Raw genomic sequence first — 21,043 nt, 5'->3', positions numbered from 1 at the left:
AAAAATTTTCTTCGAACTATTCTTGCTGAACATCGCTTTCCGTTTCTTCTTCATACAAACTCGATACGGTCGTATACCATTCAAAAATATGGGTAATGATCACTTTTGCCGCAGCATATACCGGGATCCCCAGAATCACGCCGACAAGTCCGAAGAGTTTACCCGAAGTCAGCAATACTAATAAAATCGTCACGGGATGGATCGACAACTCGTTTCCTAAAACGAGTGGTGAGATCAATCGCCCTTCAATAGTCTGTTCGATCACAAAGACGACCAGGACTTTCACCAACAGGACAGGACCACCGACGATACCCAAAAAGACCGCCGGAACCATCGCTAGAAAAGAGCCTAGGTATGGAATCAAGTTCAAAAAGCCAGCTGCGATCCCTAATGTGATGGCATAATCTAGGCCGATCAAACTAAAACCGACCATAAACATGATGGCTACTGCAAATGCGACTGTTAGTTGCCCGCGAATATAAGAAGAAACTTGATCATTCATCTCTTTTAAAACCGTCAATGATGGTTTACGCATTTTTGTCGGCAAAAATTTCACGAAATAAGGTGCTAACTGTCGTCCATCTTTTAAAAGATAAAAGAGAATAAACGGCATCGTTATGACAGCCAATACCACCGTTGCAACGGCCCCAAAAAAGCTGCCGATATTTTGAATCGTGCTCCGTGATAAGTTTTGAATGATGTCGGTCATTGATGCAATCAACTTCTCATTAGATGCTTCCAATTGATCTTGAACTTGTGAGAAAATCGGATCGGACAAAATCTCATTGACTTTATTTTCAATGATATCCAAATATCCGGGCAAATTCTCAACGAAACTCATGGACTGTTCTTGGATCTTCGGCACAATCACCACAACGCCCCAGACGATCAATCCGATGACCAAAATAAAAAGACCGAAAATACTATAGATGCGTTTGATTCCCTTTCGTTCCAGATAATCAACCGCAGGATTCATCAAGTAATACAAAATCCCCGCCAAAATGATTGGCAATCCAACAATTGCCAGAAATTGCCAAATTGGCTCAAATAGATAGGATACTTTCGTAAACATAAACAAGATCAATAAGACGAGTAGAACCACTAATAAACTCGTGACTGCTTGATTATTTAAAAACCACTTCCAAAACCAGGACAAAGGGCGCTTCTCTGTTTCCTTCATTTCCCCGCCTCCTACTTGTAGATAACTTTCATACCAACTTCAAGGGTCGGCAAATTGAAAGGTTCTAAATAGATAGCGCTGGTCAGTTGCTCTTCGGGTACTTCATCGAAGATAAATGTCACATGCTGGATCGTTTGCAAAATTTGATTTGCGATAGGACCGACATGTGTCACGGTGTACGACTGATCCCCAAAAATAAGTGTATCGCCGTTTTCTACGACCAAATCTTGAGAATCTGGAATCGATTGGATCACTGAATACTCCCTTAAGATCTCTGTTGCTTGGTCGCCGAAAAAAATCAGCATTTTTTCTTTTTGATCGATCGCTTGTGGCCCAATCGCTTTGATTGTTCCTTGTTTCATACAACAACCTCCCCTTTATGTTCTTTTTTTATTATAACATAAGAAGTTTTTCTATCCGCCCATTTCCGCATTCTATGGTAGAATTAATAAGAAATCAAACTATTAGGAGGCTTTTTTTATGTTGCAAACGATCTACCTAGGCACTTATACGCGTCGCGAAAGTAAAGGGATCTATTCGATCACTTTAGATACAGAAAAAGAACAATTGGTCGACTTGACCTTGCGTGCGGAAGAAAAGAGCCCAACGTATCTTGCCCGCAGTAAAAAAGAAAGAGTTTATACTGTGACCGAAGTTGATGGCGCAGGCGGTTGTGGTGCTTATACGCCTGAATTTGAGTTGTTGAATACTGTGACCGAAGAAGGCGCACCATTGTGTTATGTAGCAGTAGATGAACCTCGTCAACTTGTTTATGGTGCTAATTATCATAAAGGTGAAGTAAACGTCTACAAAATATTGGCGGACGGCAGTATTGAAGCCACTGATCACATCTATCATGATGAACCTGTTGGTCCTCACGAAAATCAAGACAACCCTCATGTACACTACACAGACTTAACGCCGGATCAACGCTTAGCTGTATGTGATCTTGGAACAGACCGTGTGTATACGTATGACGTTTCTGCTGAAGGAAAATTAACAGAAGCGGCTGTTTATGTTGCAGCTGCCGGAACAGGCCCTCGTCATTTAGTGTTCCATCCTAACCACCAATATGCTTATCTGGTAGGAGAACTAGACAGCTCTTTGACTGTTTTACGCTACAATGAAGCTGATGGCAGCTTTGAAGAAATCCAAAAAGTACCGACTTTACCAGAAGATTTCACCGACTTTAATAGTGGGGCTGCTGTCCGAGTATCAAAAGATGGACGTTTCGTTTATTCATCCAATCGTGGACACAACTCTCTCGTTGTCTTTGAAGTAACTGAAGATGGCGCTGGATTGAATTTCATTCAACGTCTATCAACGGAAGGTGACTTCCCGCGAGACTTTGACTTGGACCCAACCAACAAATTCTTAGTTTGTGCCAATCAAAATTCCGACAACTTGACTTTGTACCGTCGCAACGCCGAAACTGGTGAACTCACTACTATTCAAAAAGACGTTTACGCGCCTGAATGTGTTTGTGTCTTATTTGAAAAATAAAACGATCAGGAGGACTCCCCCATGTTTGATAAAACACCCATCGAGCTTTTACTGAAAGATTTTTCAAATATTTATAATAAGTGCCAGTCAACTTATGAATTGGTCACTAGCCGCCGTTACAATGAAGCCCTCGTCTTATTGACTACGGCTGAAACCTATGCCATTGCAGAAAAAGCCTATATTCGTTGTGATACCTTTAAAGAATTGCAAACATCCGAAGTTACTGGCTTCTTTGATGCTTTTGAGATTTACTATTTTGAATTGAAACAAGTCCTTTTCCATGATGACGATGACTTTGTTTCTCTTAAAAGTCGTTTGGAAAAAATGAAAGAAATGTATGAAGCATTGACAGCCGCATTCAATTTGTTATGATGGTACCAAATAGACGAAAAGGTGATCTCATGAACCAAGAAGAAGTGCTTGAGCGCTTAAAAGAAGAGTTAGAACTTCCTTTTTTCCAAGCAAAATTAGAGGAAAAAAACTATAGCGAAGAAGACTATCAGCAGGTAAAAGCCGATTTGATTCGCTACTTCGATGAATATGTCCGCAATGTAGAAAACTAATCTGATTTTCTTTTACAAGAACATAGAAAGGGTCTGTGTCATAAGTAGCAACTAGACAAGACGATCCGAGGATAACTGGGTGTCATCCATCGTACATTGGTGATGGAAACTTGCTGAAGCGCAAGCACAGTCTCATTCTCCTCGGAATCGTTCGTTTGTTGCATGACTTATGTCACAGCCCTTTTTGGCTTTTTAGTACACGATTTTGAAATTCTGATTCGTCTCAGCTTCTAGTACTGGGTGTTGTTTCAAATAATCAGCAATCAATTCAGTCATATCCACTTGGATCTCCCGTACAATTTTGTCGGCTGTAAACATCGCGTAATTCCCACCGCCTACCGCTCGGTATTGATTTACGACAACTTCCAGCTCCTGTTCCGGCGTGATAGGCTCATTATGGAACAACAAGCGTGTGATTCGTTTGCCAACTGGCTGGTTCATATCAATCATATAGTCGATTCCTTCGTACATATCATAATTGTAGTATTGCGGTTTCGGCTCGATAAAGGCTGGATTAAAGACGATTTTCCCTGCTTCCACGGCTAAGTAATTCGCTGTCTGTTCCAACGCAAGACGCAACTCTGCTCCGGTCACTTTTACGACAGCCAATGTATTAGGATAAATATAATTCGTGATGACATCCCGCATCGTGATCGTTGTACCGAAGCCTTTCCCTTCATTATTGAAGAGCGCTGTCCCAGATATTTCCGCTCCGCTGGCAGCCATCTGAACGCGATTGATAAATTCCACGTATGGATGTTCCACGATCCGTGCCTGCATCGGATCAGTAATTCGCATATCCCCGTTCACTTTCCCTAGCGGCTGATCCAACCAGCTTTCCAATTCCGTCTCAATTGGTTCGATCATTGCCAAAATTGCTTCATCGGCTGAAACTTCTGCCACTGAATGCAATGTCGCTTGTTGATCCGTAATCACTGTTTGACCCTCTTTTTTCTCTATTGTTAATTGGATTCGGCCGATTTGGCTGCCCCGATAACCTGGCTGGACCACAGGGACCCCATTGACAATGGCGGCGATTTCCCGATGTTGGTGTCCAGTAAAGAAAGCGTCAATCCCCGGCACCTCTTGCAGTAACTCATAGCCTTCATTCTCTCCGGTCAACAATTCGGTGGCTTCACCGGTTACCAAATCTTTCTCAAAACCGCCATGATAGCTGACGATGACAAGATCTGCTTGTTTCCTTAGCTCTGGCACATATTTTTTTGCCGTTTGGATAATGCTTTCGAACCGCATCCCTTTGATGGTAGCTGGTTGTTCCCAATGAGGAATATACTGGGTCACCAATCCCAACACCGCAATCTTAATCCCATCTTTTTCAAGGATCGTATAGGCTTTGCCGAAATAGGGCTGTCCCTCTTCATTTAAGATGTTCGCTGCTAAAACAGGGGACTGATAACTAGCGATTGCCTCTTGAAGATACGTTAATCCATAATTAAATTCATGGTTTCCTAAAACATGGACATCGTATGCCATGTGATTGATCACTTTGGTCAATTCTGCTACCGGATGCTGGCTTTTGGCAATATAATAACTCAGTGGGGATCCTTGGATAAAATCGCCATTTTCGATCATTACAACAGGACCATCGGCTTCGGCTTTTAACTGCTTTAGTTTCGTTGCGACTTTCGCTGCCCCAATAGCCAGATCGTGGTCGTCGGCGAAATTAGTTGGGTAGACATAGCCGTGCATGTCGCTGGTTTCAAGAAAGGTGATTTGCATTTTCTCATTACTCCTCTAACATTTATGTAAAAGAGACCGCAGGGATATCTGACGGTCTCTTTCGGGTTGATAGGGTCATTGTCTGGCCCTTTTACGAGCAGAACTATTGATTCCAAACATCCTCAAGTTGTGGAATGGAATCTTTAATCAATTTATCGGTATCTTTGTCAGTATTCGACAAAATATTCTCCATGATGGAACGAACTTCATTGTAAGCTGAGTCTGCATTTTCAATTACTGGGATCGAGAAAAGTTCTTTTGTTGCTTCACTTAACTCAGAAGCAACTTTCGTATCTGGATTGTTCTTGTATTCATCACTATCTAAAACAGATTGAACAACTGGCATGTATCCTGTTGAAACTGCCCATTCTAATTGTGACTCAGGAGAAGTCAAAAACTTCATGTATTCAAAAGCAGCGGTACGCTCCTCTGGAGATGCACTTGTGAACATATATAAGTCTGTTCCTTGTTGTAGATTGATTTTTTCTGGGCGGGCAGAGACACCATATTCAAATTTGCCTTCGGTGTCTTTTTTGACATATCCTTCTCCAGCAATCGAGCCGATGAACATCGCAACTTGTTCGTTTGCGAATGGTCCTGAAAGATATTGATCGGATCCAGCAATACGGAAGTAGCCGTCTTTCACACCTTCCGCATAATAATTGATGACTTCTTTCGATTCATCGCTGTCTAGCTGTAAATCCTTGTTAAAATCAACACCTTTGTTCTTCATGCCAATAGCATAGTAGTTATTCAATGAATCAAAGCCAGCACCAACAACGCTGCCATTTGATTTTTCGTAAATTGTTTTTGAAGCTTCTTTTAACTCATCTAATGTTGTCGGCACTTCTACACCATATTCTTTTAAAAGATCTGCATTGTAGAATAACATTTCCGTTGATTTGTTGAAAGGAATACCATATTGGACACCATCAATTTGTGCACCTTCTAATAATGAAGAGCGAATTTCTTCTTGGTCACCCCAACCAATCGTATCATTATCGATATACTCGCCTAAATCAACAAGCATTTCATCTTGAGCTGCATTCCAAAGCCAACCTGGATACGCTTGTGTGATGGTTGGCAAATCTTTTGGTGAAGGTAGTGTCGAATTGATTTTCGCCTGCAGATCGGAGTACTGAGATTGATTTTGCAGTTCTACTTTCACATTTGGGTTTGCTTCCATAAACTCATCTGTCAGTTTCGTCAGTGCTTCTTCTTGTGCACCATTCATTGCATGCCAGAATGTGACAGTAGTATCTTTAGGAACCTCTGTAACGATCTCATCGCTGCCTTTTGCACTGTCATTTGAGCCATTGTTGCCGCATGCCCCTAACACTAAAGTTGCCGCAGCCACTGCTGCAAATGCTAGTTTTTTTGATTTCATTCTTTACTCTCCTCTATCCTTTTATAGTTCTATTTTCTCGCCACGTTCTGGCAATATTCTTTCGCCATACGGATTCACCAGTTTCTCTGGTTTCAAGGTATGGATTGGAACCAATCTTTTTGGTTCGATCCACGCAATAATCTGATCAAGATCCTCAGGAACTGCGTGTCCCGAAACCGGCAGCCGTACAAACTCAATTTCCAGCTTTGCTAACAAAGCGAGAAACTCTTCATAGGCAGGATCAAAAGCCCCCAACGGTTGTGCATCGCTATGGATATACAGACTGCCTGGTTGTAAATTTTCAAAATGGTCAACTGCTTGCCAGACATACTGGCCAGTGTCGACACATAAAGAACGATAATCAATTTCTAGCGCAGGATCTAACTCTGCTAAGGAAGCTCCGCCTTCAACCGTGTAATAGGGAACTTCTCTGTCAAAGATTTCTTTCAGTAATACTGCTTGGTGTGCTTCAAGGACGATCGTTCGAGGACAAGCATCCACCAAAGCTAAAAAGCGCTCTACATTGGCAGGATAGCCGTTGAAAGTGATTTGCCGTTGTGGATTTTTTTCGACCAACTCGACAAAAGCCGCTACCAATTCTTTCTCACTGGCTACTTCGATAGTATCTGGATCGCTTTCTCTTTCAGGAAAACTGATACTGACTCCTTCCATCATCAATAGATCCGTGTGTTTGGCTAACTGACAAAATTCTTTTGTCCGCTCTGGATGATAGCCATGCAACCGCAAATCGCCCGTATAGGCAATAAAGTGATCCGGTGTTCGAATCAGCAATGCCGCGGCACCATAGGCGTCGTGGTCCACAGGAACGATCTCTACTTCGATCTCACCAACTTTGATCACATCGTGGGGTTCCAAGCCAATCATTTCCCGCACAAAGGCAGGGGCTTCATGAGGAGTAGGAATCAAAAAATCACCGGTGCGATTCAATGCTTTTAGGATCGCTTTGGTTTCTTTCAAGGTATACAAAGGGATTGCAGGGTCCAAATAATTGACCATCTTTGAATGATCAAGATGGGCATGAGATAGAAAAACAGCTGTTTCTTGATAGTCCTTTTGTTCTGATCCATGATACGTATAAGACAGACGAGGATCATAGACATTGCGCAATTGCGGGACCCAGCGATGATCCACTAAGGTCTGTAATGCTTCGTCGGGTAATGGCTGCTCTGGGTGATACTCCGAACCAAAATCGAAGAAAATATGGGCATCTTTGTATGCCACTTCGATGACGGTGCCGCCGATCGTGAGAATACCACTGTGAAATGTAACTGTTGTTTTAGCCTTTGATGCCATCTTTTGCCACTCCTTTAATAATCTCTTTTCTAAAAATCAAATAAATGATCAAAATCGGAATGACAGTCAATGTCGCAGCTGCCATCTGCAAATGAACATCGCTACCGCTTTCTGATGTGAAGGCCGCTAGCCCATTGTTCAACAACCGATATTTTTTTTCATTCGTGACTAACAATGGCCACAAGAAAGAATTCCAGCTCGAGATAAAGGTCAAGATGCCAACAGTCACTAGTGCCGGTTTAGACATTGGGATCAATATCCGCCGTATGTAAGCCATATCGCTTGCACCATCGATTTTTGCTGCTTTATAAAAGGTATTCGAAATGCTTTTCAAATAGCCATTCAGGTAATAAATATAAAAGATACTCGTCAGAAAGGGAATAATCAACGCACTGTAAGTATTCAACAACCCCATTTGAGCAATCGTGTTGTAGTTGGTAAAGATGATTGATTCATAAGGAACCATCAATAAGGAAATCATTAGAGCAATCACAAGCCCTTTGAATTTGAATTCCAAACTAGTCAATGCAAAAGCTGCCAGAATAGCAGTAATCAATGTGGCGATAGTCGTGACTGCTGAAACAAAGACTGTATTCAGAAAGTAACGAAGAAATGGTGCTTTGGTAAAGACTTCGGCATAGTTGCTCCATTGAAAGGACTCCGGCAAAATCGTAGGCGGAATACTGGTGGCCTCACTATAAGTCATCAGTCCCGCGAGAATCATATAAATAAACGGAAAAATCGTGATGATCGCTAAGAGCGCCAAAAAAATCAGAGAGATGAGGGTTACGACTTTTTTCATCTTATTCCCCTACTTTCTTTAAAATTTTATTTTGGATAAAGGTCACCGCCAAAATAATAACAAAGAGAATCACAGTCGCAGCCATTGCGATCCCAGGACGGCCCGCAATATGGAATTTGTCATAAATATAATAGACAGCTGTGGTTGCGCTTTTGGCGATACCGGGTTGACCACCAAACAAGGCATAGACTTGTGTATAGACTTTAAAGGCACTGATGATATTAACGGTCAACAAGAAGGCAAATGTCGGAATCAACTGCGGAAAAGTAATCTTGCGAAAAATCTCCCAGTTATTGGCGCCAAACATTTTTGCGATCTTATAATGTTCTTTGTCAATGTTACGCATCCCTGCTAAGAGAATAATAATATTGAAGGCCAAACTGCTCCAAATCCCAAAAATGATCAGTGTCGGCATACTCATATTGACATTATCCAGCCAATTGACGGCGGGAATCCCCACTAAGCCCAGCAAGTAGTTGATGATCCCATAAGACCCATTAAAGAAATAGCGAAACACGATCCCAATGGCGATGGTACTGGTGACATACGGCATAAAGAAGATCGTCTCAAAAAAGCTCTTATGTTTCACCTTTTCAAAGATGATCCAAGCGATCGCTAGTGAAATCACTAATGCAATAGGAACCACAGCGAATGCAAACCAAGCTGTATTCTTTAGCGCCTTGAAAAACACTGGATCCGTCAGCACTTTTTGGTAGTTTTCTAATCCGGCATATCGCTGATTGATCAATGATCCTTTTTGAAAACTCATAAACAATGAACGAAATAATGGATACACACTAAAGAGCAAAATAATGACTAGTGAGGGCAATAAGAACAGCCAAGCTTTGGGTTGATTTTCGGGATTATAATTTTTCTTGAACATCAATAAACTCGCTCCCCTTTTTCATCAAAGATGAACGCTTTTTTGTAATTGAAGTCAAAAGCTAAGTGTGCTCCTTCTTCAATGATTTCTTCGATGCTAACGATCGATTTAACGTGGATGTCAGCCAGATCAAAGTTCAAGATCCGTTCACGACCAATTAGTTCAACACTTTTTATCTCGGTATTGAATAATGGTGTTTGGGTCGTCGTTAACACATCTTCTGGACGGATCCCTAAAGTATAATGACCATCTGTCAACGTTTTCTTGAAGCGGATATCCACGAAGCACTCTGTAGGGATCGTGAATTCTGGATGATGCATGACACCATCTGTCACTTCCACTGGCAAGATATTGATAATTGGGTTTCCGATAAACTTTGCAACGAATAAATTATTGGGTTCTAAATAAAGATTTTGCGGATCATCATTTTGCTGGATCACGCCTTCATTCATCAAAATGATTTTGTCACTGATAGACAACGCTTCTTCTTGGTCATGAGTCACAAAAATCGTCGTGATCCCAACTTCTTTGACTAAGCGACGAATCTCCTCGCGAATCTTTAAACGCAAACGCGCATCTAAATTACTCAATGGTTCATCCAGCAATAGTACTTCAGGATTTTGGACTAACGCACGAGTGATGGCAACCCGCTGTTGCTGCCCACCAGACAATGTACCAGGTTTTTTATCCTTCAATTCTTCAATATTGGTCAGCTGCATATATTTTTCAGCAATTTGCTGCGCTTCGTTTTTCTTGATTTTTTTATCACCAACAGTCAGTGGAAACATGACATTTTCTAAAACGGTCATATGAGGATACAAGGCATAATTTTGAAAAACAAAGCCGATATTGCGATCCTTTGGCTCCGTTTTCACCACGGAATTTCCGTTAAAGCGGATATCCCCATCTGTCGGACTCAACAATCCAGCGATCAAATTCAAAATCGTTGACTTCCCACAGCCACTAGGCCCAAGTAAACAAACAAGATCGCCCTTCTCGATCGTAAAATCCACCGCTTTCAAAGCTTCAAACTTGTTGTCAAAGACCTTCTTCAACCCAACTACTTCTATCAAAAAAAGAACCTCCATTATTTTTCTCTTTGCCGCTTTTGTTCGACCAGCAAGATAGGAACACAAAAACAGCTGAATTCTTACAGGCTGTTGTCAAACGCTCAAAGAAATTCGATTTTTATGATAACAAATGAATATTTTTATTCGGTACTGTTATTGTAAATCTTTTGTAAAACCCTTTGGTAATTATGATAGAAATTTTAATTAACTAGCAGAACGATGAGAAAAAAATGAGATTGTTGAACGACAGAATATTGCATTGTAAGGCTTTTTTTCTTGCAAAATAAATAAAAAAAGAAAAAACAGGCACCCCATTTATTATTTTTTATCTAGACCACTCAAATCAAAAAAACAGACTAACGATCAAAATAGGGTAGCTTTCTCAAAAACCCACCACTTTAAAATAACAAAACCGGGATAAGATTTAAAAAAATCCTATCCCGGTTCGATTTATGGACGCGCTAGATCTGTATGTCCAAGCAAAAATTGTTGTGTAGACACTTGATCCAGAAAATGGCGATCATGTTCAATGATCAACATCGTCGGTTGGACAAGTTGGATCACTTCAGCTAACTGATTCTGATTAAAGACATCCAGATAATTCAAGGGTTCATCCCAGATAAACAGCTCAGCAGGGGTTGCCAACGATTTTGCCAATTCCACACGCTTACGCTGCCCCATACTCATATCTTCGATTCGGGTCTGAAAGACATTTCGCTCCACGCCCAATTTCTTCAGATTATTCAACAATTCTTGATAATCCAATCGGTGGGATTCAGCAAACTCAGTCAAGGTGCCTCGATTATCCTCGTAATTTTGGCGAACACGACTGATGGACAAATGTTGCGGCATCCAAACAGAGCCGGTGACAGTTCCAGTAAAATGACCTAATAGGCCAGCCACTAAACTCGATTTGCCAGAACCATTTGCACCCAAAATACCAATCCGGTCACCAGCTTCGATGGTAAAATTCAACGGATCAAACAACGGTTGCTCATACGTCAATTGCAAATTTTCCACTCGCAGCAAAACTTTGTGATGCGTGGCTTTAACATTCATAGAAAGGGGATCGATATATTCGATGTCTTTCAACAACTGTTCTTTGACTTGTGCTTGATCTTCCATCCGCTTGACGATTGCTTTGGATCGTTTCATCGTTCTGGCTGCCCGAGCACCAATCGCCCCTGTGTCATAGACTGCTCCACTGCCTTTTTTTGTTGGTGATCCCAGTTTATCTCGTTCCCGTCCTCGTGACCATTCTGCTTTTTCGGCAGCCGTTTGCTTTAAACGGCCGATCTCTTTTTTCAGTTTAACATTTTGCTCCTGTTCAAACTGATCTTGCCGTTGCTTTTGTTCTTCGTAAACAGAAAAGTTCCCCTGATAAATCACTAGTCGGCTTTTTTCAATCGATAAAATGTGATCCACCACTTCGTCAACAAAGTGTCGATCATGGCTGACGACGATAAAGCCTTTTTTCCGTTTTAGATAAGCAGCTACATGAGCACGAGCTGTAATGTCTAAATGATTGGTGGGTTCATCGATCAACGGAAAGTGTTCCTCATCGATGAACAGTAGTGCAAGTAAAACTTTGGTTTGTTCCCCACCAGACAATGTCTCAAATGGACGCCAGAGGACATCTGGATCCAACTGAAGCAAATTTAACTCTCGCTCGATCTGCCATTGCTCAAAGTCACACAGATCTTGTAATGTATCATAGGTTAGTTGTTGCGGATCTGCCACTGGTTGAGGAAAGTAAACGAATGCTTGCTGATGGGTGATAGTCCCGCTATAAGGCAATTGGTCTTGCAGTAATTTGAGTAAAGTAGTTTTCCCCCGACCATTTCGACCGATCAAACCTAATTTCCACTGGGTATCGATCACCAAATCAGCTTGATCGAACAGCAGATGATTCTGAGTATCGAAGCCAAAACTTAATTGATCTATTTTTATATTTGACATTTTTGTACCTCCTGTCTATCTCTAGACAAAAACTGCGCCTATTTTCAGGTCAGGTTCCAGAAAAGTACACAAAAAGACCCTCCAGAAAAACACACCAATCCTGAAAATCTGCACACTGCTCCCTAGAGAACATGATTCTATGCAGCTTCCAACAAATTGGTTAGTTTTTCAATGGAGGATCCCTCATTTCGTTTATAAGTTGTTTTCAGTATAGCATCTACCGCGAAAAACCGCAATTGGCGATACTTGTTTTTAGATTAGCAGTGAAACGATACTAACAAACTGTTAGGTAAATTTATTCACAATGTCTTTTGCAGTTATTTTATTATTTTGAGTAAAAAAACATTTATAAAAATAAAAAAACCATCAGGTTGGTTAGTCCTGATGGCAAAAGGAGTAAAATGAAAAATAAAAAGGTTGTTGGTTGTGAATTCATTATACATCCACCATCATCATTTTACATAAGAATAACATAACATTTAAATTAAATAACTCTCGTTTAAGAAACGAACTTTATCATTTTTTTAACAAGAGAGCTGTCATCCGCTGAATTGCAAAAGAGATTTCATCAGTGGCTTCGTCTTGTTTTTTCTCTGACGCATCGAAAGCTTCCCGATCGACCCCATCAGCAATACTTAGAATCATTTCTTCACAGCCAGCAACATACTTCGTATATGCTCGTTCAAATTTTTTGTGGATCCCCATGACCGTTGCAGGCGGGCGTAATTTAGAGATCTGTTCCAGCATCAAACGATATTTGTCCGTTCCTTTTTTAAAGGACGCTTCGATTGTTTCCAGACGCTCTGGTGATAGTTCAGATTCCTTTTTTTTATCGAGAGCCTGACGAATCTCTTCATAATTCGGATTCATGGTTTCCCCGATTTTCTCTGTCTCTTTCACTAGATCATTGATTGTTTGTACATAAAAACCTAAATTCGGTCGCACGATTCATTCCCCTACTTTCTTCTTAGCTATCTTTTATTTTACCGTTTATTGCCAAAAATGAAAAGGTCGGCAAAAGCAGATTGTTCATTCGCTCCTATTATTCATTTACGACGATTGGTGTGAACAAAAACCGCAGTCAGAATACTCTGCCTGCGGAATAAATTTAGAGACTGCTTATTTTTTGCCCATTGCACGTTGGACAGCTTTAACGATCTCAACGATCGGGATGATCGCGAAGGATGCACCTAGAACGATTCCCCATTGATAGAGATCTAAATGAGCCACTCGGAAGATGTCATTTAATCCAGGAACAACAATGATGACCATCATCAATGCAAAGGAAAGCAAGATTGCCCAGTTAAAGGTTTTGTTGCGGAAAGGTCCCACTTTGAATAATGATTGGTAAACAGACTTAACGTTAAAGGCATGGAACAGTTGCATCAATCCTAGTGTAGCAAACGCCATTGTCAATGCATCCGCATGGATTGCATCATAGGTATCGTGTACCGGCCATTGAATTGCTGACCAGTAGACGAACAAGACCGTTGCAGCTTCCAAGATCCCTTGATAGATGATACTGCTCATGACTCCACCAGAGAAGAAGTTCGAATTCCGGCCACGAGGGGCATGCTTCATCAAATCTTTCTCAGCTGGCTCCATTCCCAATGCGATTGCAGGGAAAGTATCTGTTACAAGGTTGATCCACAACAGATGGATCGGCAACAGTGTATCCCAGCCCCATAAGGTAGCTAAGAACAATGTCAAAACTTCACCTAAGTTAGCCGCTAACAAATATTGGATCGCTTTTTGGATGTTTGAGAAAACTTTGCGTCCTTCTTCAACAGCCACAACGATTGTTGCGAAGTTATCATCAGCCAGAACCATATCCGAAGCACCCTTAGATACTTCAGTCCCAGTGATTCCCATACCAACACCGATATCAGCTTGTTTCAGTGCTGGCGCATCATTGACACCATCACCTGTCATAGCGACGACTTTGCCTTCATGTTGCCATGCTTTCACGATCCGAACTTTATGTTCAGGTGAAACCCGTGCATAAACCGAGTAATGAGTCACTTTTTGTGCAAACTCCTCATCACTCATTTTGTTCAATTCAGCACCCGTCAATACAGCTGCGTCATCACCAGGCTTGATGATTCCTAGACGTCCAGCGATTGCTTCTGCTGTGTCTCGGTGGTCTCCTGTGATCATGATTGGACGAATACCAGCTTCTTTAGCTACTCGCACAGCATCGGCTGCTTCAGCCCGTTCAGGGTCGATCATCCCTACAAGACCAGCAAAGACTAGATCATTTTCTACGATTTCTGATTCCAAGTTTTCTGGTACTGCATCTACATACTTGTATGCCATTCCCAAGACACGAAGCGCTTGTTTGGCCATATCTGTATTGTTGAACAAGATTTTTTGTTTTTCTTCTTCAGTCATTGGTACTTCTTGTCCGTTCAACAAGACTTTTGACGCACGTCCCAATAAGACATCAGGCGCGCCTTTCACTGCAACTAAGTAACGACCATCTTCTTGTTCATGGATCGTACTCATCAATTTACGATCCGAATCAAATGGCAGATCCGCTACACGAGGTTCTGCACTCACTTGATCTTTCACATGGAAGCCTTGATCCATCCCGAATTGAACAAGTGCTGTTTCAGTAGGATCACCAATCAAGTTGCCTTCCTCACCGAACTTAGTATCATTCGCGAAGTTCATGACTTTCAGAGCCATTGTATCCAATGGAATGTCTTCAGAAGCAGCATGTTGCTTGTCATTGACATAAAGTTTTTCAACTGTCATTTGGTTTAGTGTCAATGTACCTGTTTTATCTGATGCGATGATGTCTGTCGCACCCAATGTTTCTACTGCCGGTAATTTACGAATAACAGCGTTTCGTTTGGCCATGACTTGCGTGCCTAGTGCTAAGATGATCGTTACGATCGCTGGCAATCCTTCTGGAATCGCAGCAACCGCAAGAGAGATTGATGTCAGCAACATGTCGACCCAAGAAGTATTATTGAAGATCGTACCAACAAAGAACATAATTACGGCGATCACGATGATGGCGATCGTCAAGAATTTACCAAGTTCATTCAAGTTACGTTTCAACGGCGTTTCCGTTTCTTCGGCTCTTGCTAACATACCAGCGATCTTACCGACTTCTGTCGCCATCCCTGTATTGACAACGACCCCTTTTCCCCGTCCATAAGTCACATTACTGTTGGAGTAAGCCATATTGACACGATCACCGATCCCAACATCTGTTGCATCGATCACAGTCAATTCTTTTTCTACGGGTACCGATTCACCAGTTAATGCCGCTTCTTCGATTTTCAGAGAACTAGCTTCTAATAAGCGTAAATCAGCTGGTACCACATCGCCGGCTTCTAAAAGAACGATATCTCCGGGAACCAGTTCATCGCTTTTGATCGTCACCGTATGCCCATTTCGTAACACATTGGCATTGGGCGTCGACATTTCCCGCAACGCTTCGATGGCTTGTTCGGCCTTCGCTTCTTGAACCACGCCCATGATCGCATTGATAATAACAACGGCTAAAATAATGATTGAATCGACGATTTCATGTGACACGACAGCAGAAATGATCGCAGCGGCTAACAAGACGATGATCATCAAATCTTTGAATTGTTCAAAGAATTTTTGAGCCATCGATTTTTTCTTACCTTCTTCTAATTCATTGGCGCCATATTGTGACAGACGACTTTTGGCTTCGTCATTTGTCAAACCGTTGGCATCGGTTTGCAGCTCTTTCAGAACAGCCTCAGCTTCTTGTGCATAAAAAGCTTGCGAGAGTTGCTCTTTTTTATTCTCTTCAGACATGTTTTTCCTCCTTTATTCTTCTTCCTTCTTTATTGTACATGAAATGAAAAAAAATAGACTCATGTATGCACTAAAACACATACACGAGTCTCACTATTTAAGGCAACACCAGAAATTTCTTTCAGGATGGTGATGTTGCCGCAACGATAAGCTGCCAGTTACTCCCTCATGATCATCTCAATAAAGACCATTATACAAAATGTTTCATTCGGTTGCAATTTCATTTTCTGAAAAAAGAACAGAAATGATTAAATACTGTCTCGCTTAGGCAATGATTGATCCGTTAGGCATTCCCTTTGGAGCTTCAACAATTTTTAATCGTCCTTCGGTATCTTCCGCGGAAAGGATCATCCCTTGACTGATTTGCCCCCGCATCTTACGTGGTTTCAGATTCGCTACGATTACGACTTTCTTACCAATCAAATCTTGCGGCTCTGGATAAAACTCAGCGATTCCTGACAAGATTTGTCGATCTTGATCATCACCCGCAGCTAAGCGAAATTGAAGCAGTTTATCTGCTCCTTTGACTTTTTGACAGTCGATCACTTCAGCTACTTTCAATTCGATCTTGTCGAAATCATCGTATTTGATCTCTGTTTTTTCAGAAGCAAGAACCGTTTCTTCTGGGTTCCATTTGACTGTTTCAGCAGTGCTTTGCGTTCCTTCCGCCATTTTCTTCTGGATATAAGCGACTTCCGTCTCTAATTCCAAACGAGGGAAGATTGGCGTTCCTTTAGCCACTACTTTGGTATCACTAGGAAATTCACCGAACCGCAAGTCTTTCAAGTCCATGGCTTCTGAAGTTAAGCCTAACTGATGGAAAATATTTGCCGGTGTTTCGGTCATGATCGGTTGCAGCAAGATTGCTACGATTCGCAAGCTTTCTGCAAGATGGACCATCACACTGTCTAATTCTGCTTTTTTCTCAGGATCTTTGGCCAATACCCACGGTTGTGTTTCATCGATGTATTTGTTGGCACGAGAGATCAACGTCCATACTTCCGACAATGCAGTACTGAATTCCATCTTGTCCATTGCTTCATGGTAGCGACCTACGACGTTGGCTGCGGTTGTCGACAACTCACTATCGTAAGGAGTTACTTTTGAGGCATATTTAGGAACGATTCCTTCACAATACTTATTGATCATAGCGATAGTGCGGTTTAATAGATTACCCAGGTCATTGGCTAGATCATAGTTTACCCGAGAAACAAAGTCTTCTGGTGTAAAAACGCCGTCACTGCCAAAAGGCACTGCCCGCAGCAAGTAGTAGCGCAAAGCATCCAAGCTATAGCGCTCAACAAGCATCTCTGGATAAACGACATTGCCTTTAGATTTCGACATTTTGCCGTCTTTCATCATCAGCCAACCATGACCGAAGATTTTTTTAGGCAATGGCAAATCTAATGCCATCAGCATGATTGGCCAATAGATCGTATGGAAACGAACGATTTCTTTCCCAACCATATGAACATCTGCCGGCCAGTATTTTTGGAACAATGAATCGTCATCGGAACCATAGCCTAGTGCTGTAATATAGTTTGATAAAGCATCGATCCAAACATAGACCACATGTTCAGGACTCGCCGTTACTGGAATCCCCCACTTGAAAGTTGTTCTGGAGACAGCTAAATCTTCTAAACCTGGCTTGATGAAATTATTGATCATTTCATTCTTACGGGATTCAGGTTGGATAAATTCTGGGTGCTCATCATAATATTGCACCAGACGATCTGCATACTTGCTCATGCGGAAGAAGTACGAAGACTCTTTTACTAATTCTACTTCGTGGCCGCTTGGTGCTTTCCCACCGATCACATGTCCTTCTTCATCACGATAAACTTCTGCCAATTGCGTTTCTGTGAAGTATTCTTCATCAGAGACAGAGTACCAGCCTTCATACTCGCCAAGATAAATATCTCCTTGGTCCAATAATTGTTGAAAGATTTTTTGGACTGCCTTTTTGTGATAGTCGTCCGTTGTCCGGATAAATTTATCGTAGCTGATGTCCAATGTTTTCCACAATTTTTTGACATCGGCAGCCATTTTATCTACATATTCTTGTGGATCAACACCTAGTTCTTCCGCTTTTTTTTCGATTTTTTGCCCGTGTTCATCAACACCAGTCAAATAAAACACATCAAAGCCCATTAGACGTTTATAACGTGCTACTGCGTCGCAAGCTATCGTTGTATAAGAATTTCCGATATGCAATTTGCCGCTTGGATAATAGATTGGCGTCGTAATATAAAATGTTTCTTTTTCAGCCATGGGCGTACGTCCTCCTTTTCACCTGTAAAGTGTATACTAAGGTAGTATACCATAATTTTCTGTGAGTTTTTCCTTTTTTCTTTTGCCCAAATTGATGAGATGATTTTACTATCAGCTCCTTTTGGTTTATGAGCTGTTTTTTTGCTATAATAGGAATGAACGTTTGAAAGAGAGGGTTTTTCGCTTGAAAAAACAACAACAGCGCTTCATGATCTTAGCTGTTTTAACGATCATCCATTTGATTTTTTCTAGTTTTTATTTGTATTTTTACGGCTATTTCAATGGGCAAAATCTAGCTAGCTTCTTTGTGGTCATCACATCATTGCTTCGTTATGGGTTCCTGCTATGGATCGCTGTGTGGGGATATTTAGCCATGAAGCACACACAAAAAGCGGCATTCTTCTATTTAGCACTCTTTTTTATCAATTTGATTTTTCCCTATTTTTTTAACTAATCCATCATCATTATTATTTCATCATATCAGGAGTAGGAGACAGGAATGAAAGAATTCACCTCAAAAACAGCAGAAAAAGAGTATTATGAAAAAGAAGCTTCTGAAGCAGAATTTTTAACTTGGTATCGCAGTCAGGACCAGCCAAAATATGAGAAGCCTTCTGTGACAGTCGATATGGTCTTGATGTGTTACAACAAAGAAGAAGAAGAACTGAAGATTGCACTGATTCAGCGAAAAGGGCATCCCTTTCGAAATTCTTGGGCTTTACCGGGTGGTTTCGTCAATCCGAATGAGTCAACTGGTCAAAGTGTCATTCGCGAGACGCAAGAAGAGATCGGCGTAACCATCTCAAAGCAAAACATCGAACAACTCCATACCTTCAGCACACCAGGGCGAGACCCGCGGGGCTGGGTCATTACGGTCAGTTATCTCGCTTTTATCGGCGAAGAACCTTTGAGCGCTGGGGATGATGCCAATCAAGTCCGCTGGTTTTCATTAGAGAGAAAGGCGAACCAAATCTTTTTATCTAGTGGCGATGTTGAGATTATCTTGGACCTAGTCTCGGGACAATCTGTCGGTAAGGATACATTGGCTTTTGACCATAGTGCGATTATTTTGAAAGCATTTGAACGAGTGGCAAACAAAATGGAACACGAACCACAAGTACTGCTGGTTCTCGGCGAAAGCTTCACGATCACTGAAGCACGTAAAGTCTTCGCTAAATTTTTGGGGATCGATTTTAAATTGATTGACCATTCAAATTTCAAAAAAGCCATGCTTCAATATTTCACGGAAATCGGTGAAAAGCCCGTCGGTATTGGACGACCTTCGAAAATCTATGAATTGAATGCTGATGTGCTTGGCGACAAAATGTAGGCCGTGCAAAGAGGCTGCAACACAAGCAAACAAGAACCGAAACGATAGACGAATCACTTTCAGCTGAGCATAAAGCCAGCGTCTGTGGGTTTGTGTATCGTTTGGGTATTTTTTGTTTTGCCTGACGTCACAGCCTCTTCGCTGGTTAATCATAATTAGTGAGCAGAATTCCTAGAAACAAAAATCCAAAGATTTTTTCTATCCCCTAGGCGATCCCTGGCGCTCCTCCCAGTTCGTTTCACTTTCGATTACACGCAACATTTGCGTCATTTTTTGACACTCTTTGGCCGACAAAGAAATAAATCGGACTTCTTTGCCGTACCACTCTGCTTTGTACGTGATTTTACGAATAAACTGATGCCAGTCACTGACTGAAAAATTCCCTGTAGATCTACAAGTCTCATCGATCAGCCGTTCCAAAAAAATCGTATCGTATTGTTTGACCAGATGAAAGGTTACTTGATCGATGTATTCTTTTTTTTGATCACGATGCGCTCGATATAGCTGAGAAACTTTTCCTTTTTGTTTTTGATAATTACGAGCATGACTAAGCACCATTTTTTTTCGTTTGACAGCTTTTGCTTTCACATTTAGTTTTCGTTCTGCACGGGCCAGTCTTTGTTGAGATTTGATGGCATTGGTACTGATAAAGGGTAACTGTGCATTGGCCTCTACCAACACTTCTGGATGATAAACCAAGGCAATCTTTCGTTGGTTCTTCGGCAAGGGCTGAATTTCTTCGATGCAAAGAATCGAAATATAAAATTCAGTATTGTTTCTTGCAGAAATCGTCGCCGATTTAATCTGACCATTGATTGGCCGATGACGCTTGACTGCAACGAATGATTTCAATTTAGGCAATTTCAACTGATCATCGACCAAGTAGATCGTATGTTGTTGATTGTTTGTCGTATACGATTGCCAAATATTCTTTTTCGTCTTCAGTTTAGGAAAGCCTGCTCGCTTTTGAAAATAGTTGCGAAAAGCCCGTTCCAAATTGCGCTGAGCGTTGGCCAGTGCCAAACTGTCGGTCTCTTTTAAAAAAGGATACTCTTTTTTTAATTTTGCAGGTGTTAGTTTTTCTTTTTCTGCATTTGTAGTAAGTTCTTCCATCTTTGCTTTTAGCAATTGATTATAGGTGAAGCGTACGCAACCAAACGTTTGGATAAAGAACTGCTTTTGTTCCTCTGTAGGATAGATCCGAAATTTGTATGCTTTTAAAACACTCAGTTTCATCTCCTCC

18 protein-coding genes are annotated in these 21,043 nt (G+C 41.4%); 5 read left to right on the top strand and 13 right to left on the bottom strand.

Features of this window, described 5'->3' with window-relative positions:
* Positions 1 to 16: 16 nt before the first annotated feature.
* Positions 17 to 1,180 (bottom strand): AI-2E family transporter, encoded by a 1,164-nt coding sequence (locus tag IGJ45_RS01880; RefSeq protein WP_003128601.1) that lies wholly within the window; start codon positions 1,178 to 1,180, stop codon positions 17 to 19.
* A gap of 11 nt (positions 1,181 to 1,191) precedes the next feature.
* Positions 1,192 to 1,542: a PTS glucitol/sorbitol transporter subunit IIA gene (locus IGJ45_RS01875; RefSeq protein ID WP_003128600.1), complete on the bottom strand. Its 351-nt coding sequence runs from the start codon at positions 1,540 to 1,542 to the stop codon at positions 1,192 to 1,194.
* A 118-nt stretch (positions 1,543 to 1,660) separates the two neighbouring features.
* On the opposite strand from IGJ45_RS01875, the gene IGJ45_RS01870 reads away from it, so the two are divergent.
* The 3 genes from IGJ45_RS01870 to IGJ45_RS01860 are packed head-to-tail and all read left to right on the top strand — an operon-like array spanning position 1,661 to position 3,246.
* Positions 1,661 to 2,683 carry a lactonase family protein gene (locus tag IGJ45_RS01870; RefSeq protein ID WP_103300333.1) on the top strand — a complete coding sequence of 341 codons (1,023 nt, stop codon included), beginning with the start codon at positions 1,661 to 1,663 and terminating at the stop codon, positions 2,681 to 2,683.
* 21 nt (positions 2,684 to 2,704) lie between these two features.
* Positions 2,705 to 3,055 carry a hypothetical protein gene (locus tag IGJ45_RS01865; RefSeq protein WP_003128598.1) on the top strand — a complete coding sequence of 117 codons (351 nt, stop codon included), beginning with the start codon at positions 2,705 to 2,707 and terminating at the stop codon, positions 3,053 to 3,055.
* A gap of 29 nt (positions 3,056 to 3,084) precedes the next feature.
* Positions 3,085 to 3,246 carry a hypothetical protein gene (locus IGJ45_RS01860; protein ID WP_021149110.1) on the top strand — a complete coding sequence of 54 codons (162 nt, stop codon included), beginning with the start codon at positions 3,085 to 3,087 and terminating at the stop codon, positions 3,244 to 3,246.
* Positions 3,247 to 3,438: 192 nt separating this feature from the next.
* Here the strand turns inward: IGJ45_RS01860 and IGJ45_RS01855 are convergent, their stop codons facing one another.
* The 10 genes from IGJ45_RS01855 to metG form a co-directional block, all read right to left on the bottom strand.
* Positions 3,439 to 4,986, bottom strand: a complete 1,548-nt coding sequence (locus IGJ45_RS01855) for a bifunctional metallophosphatase/5'-nucleotidase (RefSeq protein WP_287036749.1) — start codon at positions 4,984 to 4,986, stop codon at positions 3,439 to 3,441.
* 103 nt (positions 4,987 to 5,089) lie between these two features.
* On the bottom strand, positions 5,090 to 6,373 hold the full coding sequence (locus tag IGJ45_RS01850; protein WP_103300332.1) for an ABC transporter substrate-binding protein: 1,284 nt from the start codon (positions 6,371 to 6,373) through the stop codon (positions 5,090 to 5,092).
* Positions 6,374 to 6,394: 21 nt separating this feature from the next.
* A complete protein-coding gene (locus IGJ45_RS01845) occupies positions 6,395 to 7,687 on the bottom strand; it encodes an MBL fold metallo-hydrolase (RefSeq protein ID WP_103300331.1) in 1,293 nt (430 codons plus the stop codon).
* A complete protein-coding gene (locus IGJ45_RS01840; RefSeq protein ID WP_041119808.1) occupies positions 7,671 to 8,489 on the bottom strand; it encodes a carbohydrate ABC transporter permease in 819 nt (272 codons plus the stop codon). Before IGJ45_RS01840 ends, IGJ45_RS01845 begins: the two co-directional genes overlap by 17 nt.
* A 1-nt stretch (position 8,490) precedes the next feature.
* Positions 8,491 to 9,372, bottom strand: coding sequence for a carbohydrate ABC transporter permease (locus IGJ45_RS01835; RefSeq protein ID WP_029487291.1), 882 nt, complete (start codon positions 9,370 to 9,372; stop codon positions 8,491 to 8,493).
* Positions 9,372 to 10,445: an ABC transporter ATP-binding protein gene (locus IGJ45_RS01830; RefSeq protein WP_311828201.1), complete on the bottom strand. Its 1,074-nt coding sequence runs from the start codon at positions 10,443 to 10,445 to the stop codon at positions 9,372 to 9,374. The genes IGJ45_RS01835 and IGJ45_RS01830 overlap by 1 nt, the downstream gene beginning before the upstream one ends.
* Before the next feature lie 447 nt (positions 10,446 to 10,892).
* The gene (gene abc-f / locus IGJ45_RS01825) at positions 10,893 to 12,401 is read right to left on the bottom strand and encodes a ribosomal protection-like ABC-F family protein (protein WP_156248043.1); all 1,509 of its coding nucleotides are present in this window, start codon (positions 12,399 to 12,401) and stop codon (positions 10,893 to 10,895) included.
* A gap of 516 nt (positions 12,402 to 12,917) precedes the next feature.
* Positions 12,918 to 13,346: a hypothetical protein gene (locus IGJ45_RS01820; RefSeq protein WP_003128588.1), complete on the bottom strand. Its 429-nt coding sequence runs from the start codon at positions 13,344 to 13,346 to the stop codon at positions 12,918 to 12,920.
* Between the two features lie 174 nt (positions 13,347 to 13,520).
* Positions 13,521 to 16,199 (bottom strand): cation-translocating P-type ATPase, encoded by a 2,679-nt coding sequence (locus IGJ45_RS01815; protein ID WP_005472760.1) that lies wholly within the window; start codon positions 16,197 to 16,199, stop codon positions 13,521 to 13,523.
* Between the two features lie 264 nt (positions 16,200 to 16,463).
* Positions 16,464 to 18,470, bottom strand: a complete 2,007-nt coding sequence (gene metG / locus IGJ45_RS01810; RefSeq protein ID WP_003128586.1) for a methionine--tRNA ligase — start codon at positions 18,468 to 18,470, stop codon at positions 16,464 to 16,466.
* A gap of 184 nt (positions 18,471 to 18,654) precedes the next feature.
* On the opposite strand from metG, the gene IGJ45_RS01805 reads away from it, so the two are divergent.
* On the top strand, positions 18,655 to 18,924 hold the full coding sequence (locus IGJ45_RS01805) for a hypothetical protein (protein ID WP_005472766.1): 270 nt from the start codon (positions 18,655 to 18,657) through the stop codon (positions 18,922 to 18,924).
* Positions 18,925 to 18,969: 45 nt separating this feature from the next.
* Positions 18,970 to 19,800, top strand: coding sequence for an NUDIX domain-containing protein (locus IGJ45_RS01800; RefSeq protein ID WP_060813097.1), 831 nt, complete (start codon positions 18,970 to 18,972; stop codon positions 19,798 to 19,800).
* Positions 19,801 to 19,998: 198 nt separating this feature from the next.
* Here the strand turns inward: IGJ45_RS01800 and IGJ45_RS01795 are convergent, their stop codons facing one another.
* Complete coding sequence (locus IGJ45_RS01795; RefSeq protein WP_003128583.1) at positions 19,999 to 21,036, bottom strand: RNA-guided endonuclease TnpB family protein; 1,038 nt, start codon at positions 21,034 to 21,036, stop codon at positions 19,999 to 20,001.
* Between the last annotated feature and the right edge of the window lie 7 nt (positions 21,037 to 21,043).

This window comes from Enterococcus sp. DIV0574 (assembly GCF_051711125.1).
In the GTDB taxonomy this organism is placed as follows: Bacteria; Bacillota; Bacilli; order Lactobacillales; family Enterococcaceae; genus Enterococcus_D; species Enterococcus_D gallinarum.
Note: the sequence above shows the minus strand (reverse complement) of the source record. Positions and strands in the feature narration are given on the sequence as shown.

Excerpts from the sequence above, each read along its gene's own strand:
- abc-f (WP_156248043.1), bottom strand. The coding sequence starts at position 12,401 with ATGTCAAATATAAAAATAGATCAATTAAGTTTTGGCTTCGATACTCAG.
- IGJ45_RS01875 (WP_003128600.1), bottom strand. The coding sequence starts at position 1,542 with ATGAAACAAGGAACAATCAAAGCGATTGGGCCACAAGCGATCGATCAA.
- IGJ45_RS01795 (WP_003128583.1), bottom strand. The coding sequence starts at position 21,036 with ATGAAACTGAGTGTTTTAAAAGCATACAAATTTCGGATCTATCCTACA.
- IGJ45_RS01815 (WP_005472760.1), bottom strand. The coding sequence starts at position 16,199 with ATGTCTGAAGAGAATAAAAAAGAGCAACTCTCGCAAGCTTTTTATGCA.
- metG (WP_003128586.1), bottom strand. The coding sequence starts at position 18,470 with ATGGCTGAAAAAGAAACATTTTATATTACGACGCCAATCTATTATCCA.
- IGJ45_RS01880 (WP_003128601.1), bottom strand. The coding sequence starts at position 1,180 with ATGAAGGAAACAGAGAAGCGCCCTTTGTCCTGGTTTTGGAAGTGGTTT.
- IGJ45_RS01865 (WP_003128598.1), top strand. The coding sequence starts at position 2,705 with ATGTTTGATAAAACACCCATCGAGCTTTTACTGAAAGATTTTTCAAAT.
- IGJ45_RS01870 (WP_103300333.1), top strand. The coding sequence starts at position 1,661 with ATGTTGCAAACGATCTACCTAGGCACTTATACGCGTCGCGAAAGTAAA.
- IGJ45_RS01850 (WP_103300332.1), bottom strand. The coding sequence starts at position 6,373 with ATGAAATCAAAAAAACTAGCATTTGCAGCAGTGGCTGCGGCAACTTTA.
- IGJ45_RS01800 (WP_060813097.1), top strand. The coding sequence starts at position 18,970 with ATGAAAGAATTCACCTCAAAAACAGCAGAAAAAGAGTATTATGAAAAA.
- IGJ45_RS01855 (WP_287036749.1), bottom strand. The coding sequence starts at position 4,986 with ATGCAAATCACCTTTCTTGAAACCAGCGACATGCACGGCTATGTCTAC.
- IGJ45_RS01835 (WP_029487291.1), bottom strand. The coding sequence starts at position 9,372 with ATGTTCAAGAAAAATTATAATCCCGAAAATCAACCCAAAGCTTGGCTG.
- IGJ45_RS01840 (WP_041119808.1), bottom strand. The coding sequence starts at position 8,489 with ATGAAAAAAGTCGTAACCCTCATCTCTCTGATTTTTTTGGCGCTCTTA.
- IGJ45_RS01860 (WP_021149110.1), top strand. The coding sequence starts at position 3,085 with ATGAACCAAGAAGAAGTGCTTGAGCGCTTAAAAGAAGAGTTAGAACTT.
- IGJ45_RS01845 (WP_103300331.1), bottom strand. The coding sequence starts at position 7,687 with ATGGCATCAAAGGCTAAAACAACAGTTACATTTCACAGTGGTATTCTC.